Genomic DNA, 14,239 nt, shown 5'->3' on the forward strand with positions numbered 1-14,239 from the left:
GGATCGCGCGTCTACACTCAGGCAACCTTGACCGGGGAGGTGGCAGGAATGGGAACGGAACTCAGCCGTCAGACGACCGAGGATCCAGCCGTGCGCTCTGCCGAGCGCATCGTCTCCTCCGCACGACTGGGCGAGCTGTACGAGTGCTCGGCGCTGTTGCGCCGCACACGGCAGCGCGCCGAGGAGATCGTGAACGAGGCACGGGCCCTGCTCGCGGAGGCCGAACACTACGGTGACCCCATCCGCGTGCTCGCGCTCAACGCCCAACTCGAGGAGGCACGTGCGGCCTACCGCAGAATTCTCCAGGCCTACACCACGATCTGCAGGAAGATCGCCGAGGAGCGGAGCGCCATCATCATGGCGCAGGTCGAGGAGACCAGGACCGCCATGAACGAGGGATTGTCAGGCGTCGCCTGACAGGCGTACCGTCAGGATATGCCTGACACATGGAAGGACAGACTCCGCTGCTCGTTCTGTCACAAGAAGAGCACCGAGGTCGCCAAGCTCGTGGCGGGGCCTGGCGTCCACATCTGTGACCAGTGCATCGGTCTGTGCAACGAGATCCTCGAGGCCGAGCGGCTCGACGCCTCGCCCGAACCCAGGCTCCCCATGTGGGAGGAGATGAGCGTCGAGCAGATCCTCGGCCACCTCCCCAAGATCGCCGCCGTACAGGTGCAGATCGACGACAACCTCCACGACTGGGTGCGCCACCTGCGCACCCGCGACGTGAGCTGGGAGCGCATCGGCGCCTCGCTCAACATGACCAGGCAGTCGGCCTGGGAGCGCTTCAGGTAAACCGGTGTGGTCAGTGGGGCGTCTCATGATCAGGGAGGCCCACCATGCAGGTTCTCGATGGCCTCGCGGCGACCGACCTGACCGAGCTCAGGCTTGAGCTTCTGCTGGTCAGCGCGCTGCATGAGGAGGCCGATCGGCTGGCCGCCGAGTGAACGGGCTCCAGCTCCCCGGCCGGGGCCGGGGAGCTGGAGCAGGGGGCTCAACGCAGGTCGGGCGGCAGCCGCCGCCTCTTCAGGGCCAGGTGCAGGTGGAGCCTGGTCAGGCCGTCGTCGAGATCGGCGCCGAGCGCGCCGGCGATGCGGCCGAGCCGGTAGTAGAGCGTGGTCCTGTGCAGGTGCAGGCGGGCCGCCGTGCGCTGGGCGTTGCCGCCGAGGTCGAGATAGGTCTCCAGGGTGTGGGCCTGCTCGCCGTCCAGCGGGGCCAGCGGGTCGTCGGCCGCGCCGAGCAGCACGCGGTAGACCCCCAGCTCCGACCACGAGACGTGCGCGGGCAGGGCGGGGTCGGCCGCGGCGAGATGCGCGGCGACCAGCGCCTGCCGGTAGCTCTCCGGAGCCGTGTCGAGCCCGGCGGGGTCGCTGTAGCCGCGGGTGACGCCCTCTTCGAGCGGAGCGCTCTCCGCGGGATGGCGCAGCAGGTAGGCCGCGTGGGTGTCGGTCACGAACCCGCCGATGGCGTGACGCTCCCTCCGCGCCGAGGCGGGGATGACGACGCACACCTGGACGAGCTGGGGCGGCATCCTCTCCCAGCCCTGTCCTGTGGTGAGCAGACGGCGGACCAGCGTGTCGGGGTCCTCCCGCCAGTCGGCCGCCAGATCGCGAGCGGCCTCCTCCGCCAGGGCCAGCGCCTCGTCGTCGAGCGACTGGCCGGGGTCGAGCAGCCACAGGTAGCCGAGGCAGCGCCCGCCGTGCCTGATGGGCACGCAGACCCGCGCGCCCATCCCGAGCTCGGGGTTGGCGGGCAGGCGCACGGGGGAGGTGGCGGTGGCGATGCCGTGCCTGTCCTGCCACCTGCTGACCTCGGGAGCGATCTGCCTGGACAGGATCGCGGCCACGCGCACGGGATCGGCGTCGGCGTGCATGGAGCTGTAGGCGAGCAGGTGGCCGTCGGGGTCGTCGACCGAGACGCTGCGCTCGATGACCGCCGCGAGCGCGTCGAGCCTTGCCTGCATCCGACAAGTGTAGGAGCGGGTCCCTTCATCCACACCATGCGCCGGCGCGAAGAGCCTGCCTAACCTGACCCCATGCTCGCCCCTCGCTCCTGGGTACCCGCCGCCTCCGAGGACCTCGTCCGACGCGGCGCGGCCGAGGTCGCCGCCCAGAACCCGCTGTCCACGCTGGCCGAGATCGACAGGCTCGCCGCCCGCAACCACGAGATCCACGACGTCGAGTGCGTCAACCTCAACCCCGCGGCCAACATCATGAACCCGCGCGCGGAGGCGCTGCTGTCGGCGAACCTCGGCTCGCGCCCGTCGCTCGGCTATCCGGGCGACAAGTACGAGATGGGCCTCGAGGCGATCGAGCAGATCGAGATCATCGCCGCCGCGCTGGCCGCCGAGGTCTTCTCCGCCCGCTACGCCGAGGTCCGTGTCGGCTCCGGCGCGCTGGCCAACCTCTACGCCTTCATGGCGACGTGCCGTCCAGGCGACACGATCATCGCCCCTCCGCCCTCCATCGGCGGCCACGTCACCCACCACGCGGCGGGAGCGGCCGGTCTCTACGGCCTGACCACGGTGGACGCGCCCGTCGCCGCCGACGGCTACACCGTGGACGTCGCGGCGCTGCGCGAGCTGGCCGTGCGGGTCAGGCCCAAGCTGATCACCATCGGCGGCAGCCTCAACCCCTTCCCCCACCCGGTGGCCGCCGTGCGCGAGGTCGCCGACGAGGTGGGGGCGCGGGTGCTCTTCGACGCCGCCCACGCGTGCGGGATGATCGCGGGAGGCGTCTGGCCCAACCCGCTCGCCTCGGGCGCCCACCTGATGACGATGAGCACCTACAAGAGCCTCGGCGGTCCTGCGGGCGGCCTGGTCGTCACCGACTCGGCCGACCTGGCCGAGCGGCTCGACGCCATCGCCTACCCGGGCCTGACGGCCAACTTCGACGCGGGCCGTACGGCGGCGCTGGCCGTGGCGCTGCTCGACTGGAAGGTCGCGGGCAAGGCGTACGCGGAGATGATGGTGGGCACCGCCCACCAGCTGGCCACCAGCCTGGCCGAGCTCGGCCTGCCGGTCTTCGGCGGCGGCACCAACTCCCACCAGTTCGCCCTGCCGGCCCCTGGCGGCGGCCAGGCCGCGGCCCGCAGACTGCGTCAGGCGAACCTGCTGGCCTGCGGGATCGGCCTGCCCGTCGCCCCTGTGGCGGGCGACGTGAACGGGCTGCGCCTGGGCACGCCCGAGGTGGCGAGGCTCGGCATGAAGGAGGACGACATGCCGGTCCTGGCCTCGTTCATCGCCCGCGGTCTCGACCCTTCGACGGATCCGGCGTCGGTGGCCCCCGAGGTGACGGCCTGGCGCGCGGGCTTCTCCGGCGTCCACTTCACCTGCTAGACGGGGCGTTGCACCCTGGCCGCCCTCGCCGCGGTCCCCGCGCGGCGGGGCAGGCCCACGGTGACGACCAGCCCGCCCTCGGGGCGGGGAAGCGCGGTGACGGTGCCGCCGTGCGCGTCGACGATGGCCCTGACGATGGACAGCCCGAGCCCCGAGCCGCGTTCGGACCTCACCCTGTCGCCCGACAGCCGTCTGAAGGGCTCGAACAGGTCGTCCACGTCGTACGGAGGCACCACTGGCCCGGTGTTCTCCACGGTGATCACCGCCGACTCGTTCTCGCTGGAGACCCTGACCCAGATCTCTCCGTCGCGCACGTTGTACTTGATCGCGTTCTCGAGGAGGTTGAAGACGCACCTCTCCAGGAAGAGCGGGTCCCCCTCCGTCATCGCTGAGCCGAGGTCCTGGTGGATCGTGACACGCCGCCTGCGGGGGTGCAGGTCGGCCTGCTCCATCGCGGTCGCCACCACGTGACGCAGCTCGACGAGCTTGCGGGCCGACAGCTCCTGCTCCGACTGGGCGAGCAGGAGCAGACCCTCGATCAGCCGCTCGTGGCGGGAGTTGGTCCCGAGCAGCGCCCTGGCCAGCGCCTTGAGGTCGGGCGAGGCCTCGGGCTCCTCCAGCGACACCTCCAGCACCGTACGGTTGACCGCCAGCGGGGTGCGCAACTCGTGCGAGGCGTTGGCGATGAACCTGCGCTGCGCGTCGAAGACCCTGTGGAGCCGGTCGAGCATCGCGTCGAAGGTGTCGGCCAGCCGTTTGACCTCGTCTTTCGGCCCCACCAGAGCGATGCGCTCGTGCAGGTTGCTCTCCGACAGCCGCTCCGCGGTCTCGGTGACCCTGTCGAGCGGTCGCAGCGCGCGGTCGGCCACCAGGTAGGCGACCACGACCGCGGTGATCCCGATGAGCACCATGATCATCAGAGATGAGCGCAGCATCTCCTCCAGCACGTCGGCCGCCCTGGCGCCGACCGCCCGCTTGACCTCCACGCCGATCTGATCCTTGGACGGCAACGCCGCGCCGGGGCTGGTCTTCGTGTACGCCATGACCATCTGCTTGCCCAGGGCGTTGGCCGTCAGGATGTAGGTGAACCAGAGCAGCACCGAGCCGGCCACGAAGAACAGCGCGCCGTACAGCACGGTGAGGCGTGCCCTCAGCCCGAGCCTCACAGCCGGTATCCCTTGCCCGGCACGTTCTCCAGGACCGGAGGCGCGCCCAGCTTCCTGCGCAGCGCGGTCATGGTGACGCGCAGGACGCTGGTGTCGCCCTCGGCGAACTCGTCCCACACCTCCCTGCGCAGCTGGGCCGAGCTGACCAGCCGGCCTTCGGCGCGCATCAGCTCCCGCAGCAGGTCGAACTCCTTGCGGCTCAGCGCGACCTCGCGCCCGTCCCTGGTGACTGTACGGCGGGCGGGGTCGAGCCTGATCCCCGCCCGCTCCAGCACCGGCTGGGCCACCGTGGAGGTACGACGGGCCAGCGTCCTGATCCTGGCCACCAGCTCGGCGAAGGCGAACGGCTTGACCAGGTAGTCGTCCGCGCCGAGCGACAGCCCGTCGACCCGGTCGCGCACCTGCCCCGCCGCGGTCAGCATGAGGATCCTGCTCTTGCTCGTCAGCTCCCCGCAGACGTCGTCGCCGTGCACCTCCGGCAGGTCACGGTCGAGGACGACGACGTCGTAGTCGATGTAGGAGGCCCGCTCCAGCGCCTCCTGGCCGTCGTAGGCCACGTCGACGGCCATCGCGTGCAGCCTGAGGCCCCTCGCGACGGCGTCGGCCAGTTGTTCCTCGTCTTCGACGATCAGCACCCGCATGTCTCAGAGAGTGCAGCACCGGCTGTTAGTCGCGAGTAAGCGCCTTATCCGGCTTTAGCGCCCCGTTCGGTGAAGTGTGCCGCATGAGAACACGACTAGTGCTGGCCTCCCTGCCACTGCTCCTCCTCACCGCCTGCGGCAGCGCCCCCACCACCGCCGAGGTGGCGAGCGCCGACGGCACGGCGAAGACCGGCAGCGCCAAGCCCAGCCCATCCGCCACGGTCGACAGGGCCGAGGCCCAGCTCAAGTTCGCGCAGTGCATGCGTGAGAACGGCGTCGACATGGCCGACCCCGACCCCAACGGCGGCATCCGCATCGAGGCCAAGAAGGGCGGCCCCGACCAGGGCGCCATGGACAAGGCCATGAAGGTCTGCAAGGAGCACCTCGACGGCGCGGTCGGCGACAAGGCCGCCCAGGATCCCAAGCGTCGCGACCAGATGCTCAAGTTCGCCCAGTGCATGCGCGAGCACGGCGTCGACATGCCCGACCCCAGCGCCGACGGCATGGTGAAGATGACCGTGCCCGAGGGCACCAGCGAGGCGACGGTCAAGGCCGCCCAGGAGGCGTGCAAGGAGCTCGCGCCCGGCATGGCTGGGGGCGGATCGTGAGAAAAGGCGTTCTCGCGGGCGCCTGCCTTCTCGCGGTCGCGGCGGCGGGGACGGCGCTGGTCGTCCTCACCGAGGGCGGCAGCACCGGCGTGGCCGCACAGAGCGCCGCGCTGGTGCCCGCCACCGCGCCCATCACCAAGCAGGACCTGGTGGACACCAAGACCGTGGAGGGCTCGCTCACCTACTCGGGCGAGCGCCAGGTCGCCTCGGGCAAGGCGGGCACCGTCACCTGGGTTCCCGAGGAGGGCTCGATCATCAAGCGCGGCCGCTCGCTGCTCAAGATCGACCGCGAGCCCGTCGTCCTGATGTACGGCAAGCTGCCCCTCTACAGGCCCCTGGAGCAGGGCATCGACGACGGCCCCGACGTCGAGCAGCTGGAGCGCAACCTGAGAGCGCTCGGCTACGACGACTTCACCGTCGATGACCACTTCTCCTACGCCACCTACCTGGCCGTCCTCGAATGGCAGGAGGACAGGGGCCTGCCGGAGACGGGGCGGGTGGACGCCTCCCAGGTGGTGTTCCTTCCCTCGGCGGTGAGGGTGACCGAGGCCAAGGCCGCCGTCGGCGCCAGAACCGCTCCGGGCCAGCAGGCCCTGACCGTCAGCGGCCTGCGGCGACTCGTCCACGTGGACCTCGACACCGGCGACCAGTCGCTGGCCAGGAAGGGCGCCAAGGTCGAGGTCGAGCTGCCCGGCGGCGAGACGATGGCGGGGAAGATCACCTCGGTCGGCACCGTGGCCAAGAGCGCCCAGGACGGCACGACCATCGACGTCGACATCACGCTGGCGAAGACCCCGAAGACCAGGCTCGACCAGGCCCCCGTCGAGGTCGAACTGATCAGCGAGCGCAGCGAGGACGTGCTCGCCGTACCGGTGGAGGCGCTGCTCGCGCTGCGCGAGGGCGGCTTCGGCGTCGAGGTCGTGGAGGGCGCGCGCACCCGGCTGGTCCCGGTCAAGGTCGGCGCGTTCGGCGGCGGCATGGTCGAGATCACCGGCGAGGGCCTGACCGAGGGCATGAAGGTCGGGGTGCCGTCGGAATGAACATCGTCGAGCTGCGCGGGGTCACCAAGACCTACAACGGGCACGTCCACGCGCTGCGCGGGGTGGACCTGACCGTCTCCACGGGGGAGCTGCTGGCGATCATCGGCCCCTCAGGGTCGGGCAAGTCCACGATGCTCCACATGATCGGCACCCTCGACCGGCCGACCACGGGGTCCGTGCGGATCGCGGGGCACTCCGTCCTTGACCTGACCGATCGGCAGCTGTCCGCGTTGCGAGCCCGCCACCTCGGCTTCGTCTTCCAGCAGTTCCATCTCTCGCCGGGGGTGAGCGCCCTGGACAACGTGGCCGACGGGCTCCTCTACACCGGCACCCCGCTGCGCACCCGCCGCGAGCGGGCCGCGTCGGCGCTGGAGCGCGTGGGGCTCGGACATCGGCTCGACCACAAGCCGAACCAGATGTCGGGCGGCGAGCAGCAGCGCGTCGCCGTGGCCAGGGCCGTGGTCGGCGATCCTCCGCTGCTGCTGGCCGACGAGCCGACGGGCAACCTCGACTCGGCGGCGGGCGCGGAGGTCCTGAAGATCATCAAGGAGCTCCACGAGGGAGGCACCACGATCGCGATCATCACGCACGACAACGAGATCGCCGAATGGTGTCCCCGGCAGGTACGGGTCAGGGACGGGCTGGTGCTGTCATGAAGCCGGCGAGGCTGAGCCTGTCCGACGTCTTCAGGGTGGGCGCGTCAGGGCTGCACGCCCGTCCGACCAGGGTGATCCTCTCGGCGCTCGGGATCGCGATCGGCATCGCCACGATGATCGCGGTGATCGGCATCTCGTCGTCGTCACGCGAGGAGCTGCTGCGCCAGCTCGACAAGCTCGGCACCAACATGCTGACGGTCTCGGCGGGCAACACCGTCTTCGGCGAGCCGTCCAAGCTGCCCGTCGGCGCGGTCGACATGGTCTCCCGCATCGCCCCCGTCACCTCCGCCGCCGCGACGGGAACCGTCTCGACCACCGTGCGGAGGACCGCTCACATCGACGAGGCGGTCACCGGGGGCATCACCGTCCAGGCCGCGACCACCTCCCTGCTCACCACACTGGAGGGGGGCGTGGCGAAGGGGACCTGGCTGAACGACGCCACCTCCCGCCAGCCCGCCGTCGTCCTCGGCGCCAGGGCCGCCGAGCGGCTGGGGATCACCCGTACCGGGGTGCGCGTCTGGATGGGCGGCCGGTGGTTCACCGTGATCGGGATCCTCGGCCCCATGCCGCTGGCCCCCGAGATCGAACGCTCGGCGCTCGTCGGCTTCCCCGTCGCCGAGGAGGAGCTCGGCTTCGACGGGCACCCGACGACGCTCTACGAGCGGTCCGCCGAGGAGGCGGTGGAGGGGGTGCGAGAGGTCCTGCCCCGTACGGTCAACCCGGAGAACCCCTCCGAGGTCGAGGTCAGCCGCCCGTCCGACGCGCTGGCGGCCAAGGCCGCGGCCTCGGGCGCCTTCACCAACCTGCTGCTGGGCCTCGGCGCCGTGGCGCTGCTGGTCGGCGGGGTGGGCGTGGCCAACACCATGGTCATCTCGGTGCTGGAGCGCAGGAAGGAGATCGGGCTGCGGCGCTCGCTCGGCGCCACGCGAGGGCAGGTGCGGGTCCAGTTCCTCTCCGAGTCGCTGCTGCTGTCGGCGCTGGGCGGGGTGGCGGGCGCCATCCTGGGCGCTCTGGCCACCATCGGGTACGCGCTGTCGCAGGGCTGGCCACCCGTCGTCCCGCCGTGGTCGATCGGCGGCGCGGTCGGCGCCACCCTGGTCATCGGCACGGTGGCGGGGCTGTACCCGGCCATGCGCGCGGCTCGCCTGTCACCCACGGTGGCGCTGTCCACCTCCTGACCCCCGATCCGAGCAGGGCGGCGGCATCGACCCGATTCCCGATGCCGCCGCCCTGCTCGCATGACACGGCCCCGGCCCGCGCGGGGTGATCCATGATGGCGACCTCAGCTCGACTCCTCCGCCTCGGTGACGAGCTCCTCGCTCCACAGCCTGCGCATCTCCGCGCAGCCGTCCAGCAGCTCGTCGAGCGGGCCGCGGCCGACGACCCTGCCGCGGTCGAGCACGACGACCTGGTCGGCCCGTTCGAGCGCCGCCTTCCTGTGCGAGACCACGAGCAGCGTCTCAGGCCCGCTCCCCTCGCGGGCCGCGTGGGCGATCCTGTCCCACAGCAACCTCTCCGTCTCCACGTCGAGCGCGGACGACAGGTCGTCCACGACCAGCAGGTCGGGCCGCCTGACCAGCGCCCGCGCGGCCGTCGCCCGCTGCAGCTGCCCTCCTGACAGCCGTACGCCACGGGGCCCGACGACCGTGTCCATGCCCTCGGGCATCGCCGCGAGGTCGTCCTCGAAGGCCGCCAGCAACAGCGCGCGCTCGATCTCGTCGTCGCCCGCCCGCCTGCCGAGCAGCAGGTTCTCCCTCAGCGACTCGGAGAACAGCCGCGGGACCTGGCTCGCGTACGCCACGCGGCCAGGAACCATGAACGTCCCTGGATCGTCGACGCGCACGCCGTTCCACAGGATCGCCCCCTCGTCCGCGGGCAGCAGACCGAGCAGGGCACGCACCAGCGTCGTCTTGCCCGCGCCGACGGCCCCCGTGATCACCGTGAACGAGCCCCGCCTGACCCGCAGGTCGACCTCGTGCACGCCACGCCCGCTCGCGTCGTGGCGGACGGTCAGCCCGCGCGCCTCGACGACCTCGAGCGCGTCGTCCCGATCCGGCGGCGGGGGGACGGCGGGCCGCTGCCTGTGGAACCAGACACCGGTGTTCCTCGACAGGTCGCCCGCGTCCTCGTGCGGCGCCATCAGTCTGGTGAGCCTCTCGGTCGAGACCTCGGCCTGGGGCAGGCGGTAGAGGATCACCCCGATGGTGCGCGGCAGCGCCGTCAGCCAGCCGACGTAGCTGGTGAACAGCGCCAGATCGCCCACGGTGAAGTCGCCACGCCGCATGGCCGTCGCGGACAGGAGCAGCACGAGTCCGACGCTGATCTCGACCGTCGCGCCCGTCGCGGTGCCCAGCAGGTCGGTGGCCAGCCGGTCCTTGACCGCCGCGTTCCTGCGCCTGCCGTTGTGCTCGCGCAGGCGCCGCATGACGGCCTCCTCCGCGCCCGCGGTCTTGATCGTCAGCACGCCGCCGAAGGTCTCCCCGAGGACGGCCGTGACGGCCGCGCCGAGCTCCCTGGCCCGCCGGTGCAGCCTTCTGATCACGGCGTTCATGAGGCGGCTGAGCACGCCGATCGCGACCATCGGCAGCGCCAGCACCAGCGTGATGACGGGATCGATGGAGGCCATGATCGCCAGTGCGGCGCCGCCGAAGAGCGCCGCGCCCGCCAGCGCCACGGACTCGTCGACGAACTCGACGACGTCACTCACGTCGTCGCGGAAGCGCGCGACCGACTCCCCCGACGAGTGCGGCAGCCTGGTCGCGGCCGCTCCCCTCGCGGTCAGGATCGAGCGCAGGGCGTTCGACCGCAGGAGGGTCGCGGCCGCGGCCCACCAGTAGACGCCGTAGGTCCAGGCGACGACGATCACCACACCGCGGACCACCTCCACGCCGACGAAGGCCGCGCACAGCCACAGCGCCTGCTCCAGTGCCGCGGGGCGGTGCCCGCCGATGTGGTCGAAGAGCTGCTGGAGCACCAGCCCTCCCGCGAGCGGGATGACGCTGACCGGCATCCACAGGAGCGCGCCGACGAGATAGCGGCGCAGGTCGAACCGGGCCAGCCGGGTGGCCACCAGCATCACGGGCTTCATCGGCGCACCTGCCCCATGTCCAGCATGCGGGAGAACCTGCTGTCAGGGTCCGCGGCGAGCTCGTGGCGGTAGCCGTACTCGACGATCCTTCCGCCGTCGACGACGGCGATCTTGTCCACCCTGGACAGCGACGAGAGCCTGTGCGCGATGAGCACGCCTGTCCTGTCCTTGAGCAGCCGGTCGACGCTCTGCTCGATGCGCCGCTCCGTGGCGGGGTCGAGGCGGCTGGACGCCTCGTCGAGCACGACCAGCCCCGGGTCGGTGAGGAAGGCGCGGGCGAAGGCCAGCAGCTGCGCCTCGCCCGCCGAGACGCCGCGCAGCTCGGTGTCGAGCCCGTCGGGCAGCGTCGCCAGCCACTCGCCGAGACCGACGTCGGCGAGGACGGCGCGCAGGCGGTGGTCGTCGTCCAGCGGCCTGAAGAGCGTGAGATTGTCCCTGACGCTGGCGGCGAAGAGCTGCACGTCCTGCGTGACGACGCACGTCCGCGCGCGCACCGACGCGGGGTCAGCGTCGCGCAGGTCGAGCCCGCCGATCCTGACGGCGCCCTCCGTCGGGTCGTAGAGGCGCAGCACCATCCTGGCGATGGTGGTCTTGCCGCTGCCCGTACGGCCCACCAGTCCCAGCGTCTCGCCGGGCGCCAGCGTGATCGTGACGTCCGAGAGCACCCGTGTGACGTCGTCGGCGTAGGCGAAACCCACGCCGTCCAGCTCCAGGCTGAGCGGGCCCTTCGGGGGCAGTGGCCTGGGGTCGGCGGGCGGGGGAAGGGTGCGCCGCTCGGCCAGCAGCTCGCCGATGCGAGTCAGACCGGCCAGCGCCGTCTGGTACTGCCTCAGCTGGTCGATCAGGCGCTCGAACGGCGCCCGCACCATGAGCGTGTACTGGAAGAGCAGGACGGCCGTGCCGACCGTGAGCGTCCCTGACTGCCGCGTCCACGCCGCCAGCCCGAGGACGATCGCCGTACCGGCCGCGAACGCCACCGAGGTGCCCGCGAGCAGCGTGGTCCCGATCCGCGCGTCCCTGTTCTCGGCGTGGAACAGGGCGGCGCTCGCCTGGTGGAAGCGGTTCACGGCGTGCTCTCCCGCGCCGTTGGCCCTGAGATCCTCCGCACCCGCCAGCCGTTCCTCGAGGTTGCCGAAGAGCGCCGCGCCGGCCGCCCGTGACCGAGCGGCCGACGGTACGGCCAGCCGCTGCGCGCGGGCCATGCCGTACCCGATGAGCAGGCAGTAGACCAGCAGGACGGCGCCGAGGCGCACGTCGATGGTGAGCACCATCACGATCACGCCGGCTAGGAGCAGCAGGCCTGCCACGACGTCCATCAGGAAGGCGACGACGAAGTCGGCGACGGCCACCACGTCGCCGTCCACCCTCTCGATCATCTCGCCGGGCGTGTGCCTGCCGTGGAAGGCCATGTCGAGGCCGAGCGCGTGCTCGGCGAGCCGCTCCCTGAGGCGGTTCGTGCCGTCCCACGCGAGCCTGCTCGCGAGCCAGGCGGTGAGGAGCCTGGCGACCTGGCCCGCCACGGCGAGAGCCAGGTAGCCGAGCGCGAGCAACGTCAGATGACGGGTGCTCGCTCCGCCGATCGCGTCGTCGACGAAGCCGCGCGTGAGCTGCGGCGCGGCCAGCGGCAGCGCGGTCGCGGCGACGACGGCCGCGGTGAGCGCGGCGGCGGAGCGGGGGCCGGGGCGGAGGTGGCGCAGGACGTCGCCTGCGGAGGCGGCCATCGGCTAGACCCGCCGCTTCACGCGCAGCAGGTACTCCTTGCGGTTGAGCGGGTTGTGGTCGGTCCTCCGCCTGCTCCGCACCGGCCCGGAGACCGGCTGGTAGCGGTCGAAGGCGCACTCCAGCTCACCCTCCCCGCGCGTCAGCGCGGGCAGCTGCCGCTGCAGCCCGTGCACCATGGCCGCGGGGACCTCTCCTTCAAGCACGTACGCCGAGCCCCTGCTCTCCGAGCTCTGCGGTACGGCCCGCAGCCGCGCCAGCGCGGCGACCACCTGGCCGAACGTGTCGGCAGGGATCTCCAGCCTGAAGCGGTGCATCGGCTCGTACACCCTGGTGCCCGCCTGCCTGAGCGCGCTCATCAGCACCAGCGGCGTCAGGTTGCGGAAGTCGCCCGCGGTGCTCGACATGCTCTTGTCGAAGACGGCATGGGAGTGGCTCTGCCGCGCCGCGTAGCCGGAGTGCGTCATGGTGACCGTGCAGTCGGAGATCTCCCACCCGTGGATGCCCTGCAGCAGGGTCAGGCGCACGGTGTCCTCGACTGCCTTGAAGAACGTGGGCGGCATCGACCCTGGCTCGACCTCCAGCCCGAACTCCACCCCTGTGCCGGCCGGAGCGGGCTCGACACGCAGCCCGACGGTCGCGAGGAACGGGTTGTCCTCCTCGTGCATGATCTCGACGGCCGCGCCCGTGCCGCTGAGCCGTTCGACGCAGATGGTCGTCGTCTCGCGGAAGGTGACGTCCACGTGGAAGTCCTCGGCCAGCGTGGCCTGGATGACCTCCTTCTGCACCTCGCCGTAGAGGGAGACCGACACCTCCCGCCTGATCTCGTCCTGGCGCACGTTGATCAGCGGGTCCTGCTCGGCGAGGTGGGCGAGAGCCAGGTGCAGCGCGCCCCTGTCCTCGGGCCGCGCGGGGACGACCACGGTCTCCAGCGTGGGAGGGGCGAAGTGATGAGTCTCCGCCTCCTTCACGGGGGTGCCGATCGTGTCGCCGATGCGGACGTCGGTCAGGCCACGCACCTTTGCGATCCGCCCGGCGGCGACCTGCCCGCGCTGGACGGCGGAGCCACGCTCGAACACGCTGATCGCGGTGACCCTTCCTGCGTCCGTCTGCTCCCTGACGGGGAGGGCGCCGGAGAACATCCGCACGTAGGCGATCTTCTCCCCCGCGGGACCGCGCTCGACCTTGAAGACGGTGCCCGAGACGGGGCCGTCCACGTCGCCCTCGATCGCGGGCAGCAGCTCCCCGATGCCGGAGATCAGCGAGTCCACGCCGGCCCCTGTCACCGCCGAGCCGAAGGAGACCGGGTGCACCAGCGCCCGTCGGGTCTGCGCCGCCAGCTCCTTGCGGAGCACGCCGTACGGCATCCGCGCCGCGTCGTCGACGAAGGCGGCGAGAAGCGCGTCATCACCCTCGGCGAGCACCTCCGCGAGCCTCGCCGTGAACGCCGCGTCGGCGGCGCCATAAGGACGGAAATCGGAGTGCGGCGTGCCCACCTCGCGCACCGATCCCATCGCGATCACGGCAGGGGTGAGTTTCTCGGAGATCGTCCGCAGCACGCGCTCGTCCTGCGCGCCGCCACGGTCGATCTTGTTCACGAAGATCAGCGTGGGGATGCGCAGCCGTCGCAAGGTCCGCATGAGCACCCGGGTCTGCGCCTGCACGCCCTCGACGGCGGAGACGACCAGCACCGCGCCGTCGAGCACGCTGAGCACCCGCTCCACCTCGGCGATGAAGTCGGGGTGGCCGGGGGTGTCGATCAGGTTGACGGTGACGCCGCCGATCTCGAACGACACGACGGCGGACTTGATGGTGATCCCGCGCTGTCGTTCGAGCGCGAGGGAGTCGGTCTGTGTGTTGCCCTCATCGACGTTGCCGACTTCGTCGATGACACCGGCGGCGTGGAGCAGCCGCTCGGTCAGGCTCGTCTTACCGGCGTCTACATGCGCCAGAATCCCCAAGTTCAACGTGCTCACGGAGCGAC

12 protein-coding genes and 1 pseudogene are annotated in these 14,239 nt (G+C 71.4%); 7 read left to right on the forward strand and 6 right to left on the reverse strand.

The window, feature by feature from the left end:
• Positions 1–90: 90 nt before the first annotated feature.
• Positions 91–417, forward strand: coding sequence for a hypothetical protein (locus FHR33_RS22380; RefSeq protein WP_183651044.1), 327 nt, complete (start codon positions 91–93; stop codon positions 415–417).
• 18 nt (positions 418–435) lie between these two features.
• Positions 436–603: pseudogene (locus FHR33_RS50445) on the forward strand (ClpX C4-type zinc finger protein); the annotation flags it as partial.
• A 391-nt stretch (positions 604–994) separates the two neighbouring features.
• Here the strand turns inward: FHR33_RS50445 and FHR33_RS22390 are convergent.
• Complete coding sequence (locus tag FHR33_RS22390) at positions 995–1,963, reverse strand: PucR family transcriptional regulator (RefSeq protein WP_221241197.1); 969 nt, start codon at positions 1,961–1,963, stop codon at positions 995–997.
• A gap of 72 nt (positions 1,964–2,035) precedes the next feature.
• Here FHR33_RS22390 and glyA point away from each other — a divergent pair, with 72 nt between their 5' ends.
• Positions 2,036–3,337, forward strand: a complete 1,302-nt coding sequence (gene glyA / locus FHR33_RS22395; RefSeq protein WP_183651049.1) for a serine hydroxymethyltransferase — start codon at positions 2,036–2,038, stop codon at positions 3,335–3,337.
• Here the strand turns inward: glyA and FHR33_RS22400 are convergent.
• Together FHR33_RS22400 and FHR33_RS22405 are read right to left on the reverse strand one after the other, a co-directional pair.
• Entirely contained in the window at positions 3,334–4,503 is a 1,170-nt protein-coding gene (locus FHR33_RS22400) for a sensor histidine kinase (protein ID WP_183651051.1), read from the reverse strand. The genes glyA and FHR33_RS22400 overlap by 4 nt on opposite strands.
• On the reverse strand, positions 4,500–5,144 hold the full coding sequence (locus FHR33_RS22405) for a response regulator transcription factor (protein ID WP_183651053.1): 645 nt from the start codon (positions 5,142–5,144) through the stop codon (positions 4,500–4,502). Before FHR33_RS22405 ends, FHR33_RS22400 begins: the two co-directional genes overlap by 4 nt.
• 83 nt (positions 5,145–5,227) lie before the next feature.
• On the opposite strand from FHR33_RS22405, the gene FHR33_RS22410 reads away from it, so the two are divergent.
• Genes FHR33_RS22410 through FHR33_RS22425 form a run of 4 tightly spaced genes read left to right on the forward strand, consistent with a single transcriptional unit; the run spans position 5,228 to position 8,626 of the window.
• The gene (locus FHR33_RS22410; protein ID WP_183651055.1) at positions 5,228–5,752 is read left to right on the forward strand and encodes a hypothetical protein; all 525 of its coding nucleotides are present in this window, start codon (positions 5,228–5,230) and stop codon (positions 5,750–5,752) included.
• A complete protein-coding gene (locus FHR33_RS22415; protein ID WP_312895668.1) occupies positions 5,749–6,792 on the forward strand; it encodes a peptidoglycan-binding protein in 1,044 nt (347 codons plus the stop codon). Before FHR33_RS22410 ends, FHR33_RS22415 begins: the two co-directional genes overlap by 4 nt.
• On the forward strand, positions 6,789–7,448 hold the full coding sequence (locus FHR33_RS22420; protein ID WP_183651057.1) for an ABC transporter ATP-binding protein: 660 nt from the start codon (positions 6,789–6,791) through the stop codon (positions 7,446–7,448). Before FHR33_RS22415 ends, FHR33_RS22420 begins: the two co-directional genes overlap by 4 nt.
• Positions 7,445–8,626, forward strand: a complete 1,182-nt coding sequence (locus FHR33_RS22425; RefSeq protein WP_221241198.1) for an ABC transporter permease — start codon at positions 7,445–7,447, stop codon at positions 8,624–8,626. Before FHR33_RS22420 ends, FHR33_RS22425 begins: the two co-directional genes overlap by 4 nt.
• Before the next feature lie 104 nt (positions 8,627–8,730).
• Here FHR33_RS22425 and FHR33_RS22430 read toward each other — a convergent pair whose 3' ends face one another.
• From FHR33_RS22430 to FHR33_RS22440, 3 genes are read right to left on the reverse strand one after another with little or no spacing between them, the layout of a single operon-like run.
• Positions 8,731–10,536 (reverse strand): ABC transporter ATP-binding protein, encoded by a 1,806-nt coding sequence (locus FHR33_RS22430; RefSeq protein ID WP_221241199.1) that lies wholly within the window; start codon positions 10,534–10,536, stop codon positions 8,731–8,733.
• Positions 10,533–12,257 carry an ABC transporter ATP-binding protein gene (locus FHR33_RS22435; RefSeq protein ID WP_183651061.1) on the reverse strand — a complete coding sequence of 575 codons (1,725 nt, stop codon included), beginning with the start codon at positions 12,255–12,257 and terminating at the stop codon, positions 10,533–10,535. The genes FHR33_RS22430 and FHR33_RS22435 overlap by 4 nt, the downstream gene beginning before the upstream one ends.
• 3 nt (positions 12,258–12,260) lie before the next feature.
• Positions 12,261–14,231, reverse strand: a complete 1,971-nt coding sequence (locus FHR33_RS22440; protein WP_183651063.1) for an elongation factor G — start codon at positions 14,229–14,231, stop codon at positions 12,261–12,263.
• Positions 14,232–14,239: the final 8 nt, after the last annotated feature.

The sequence above is a fragment of the Nonomuraea dietziae genome, assembly GCF_014195505.1.
Lineage (GTDB): Bacteria > Actinomycetota > Actinomycetes > Streptosporangiales > Streptosporangiaceae > Nonomuraea > Nonomuraea roseola.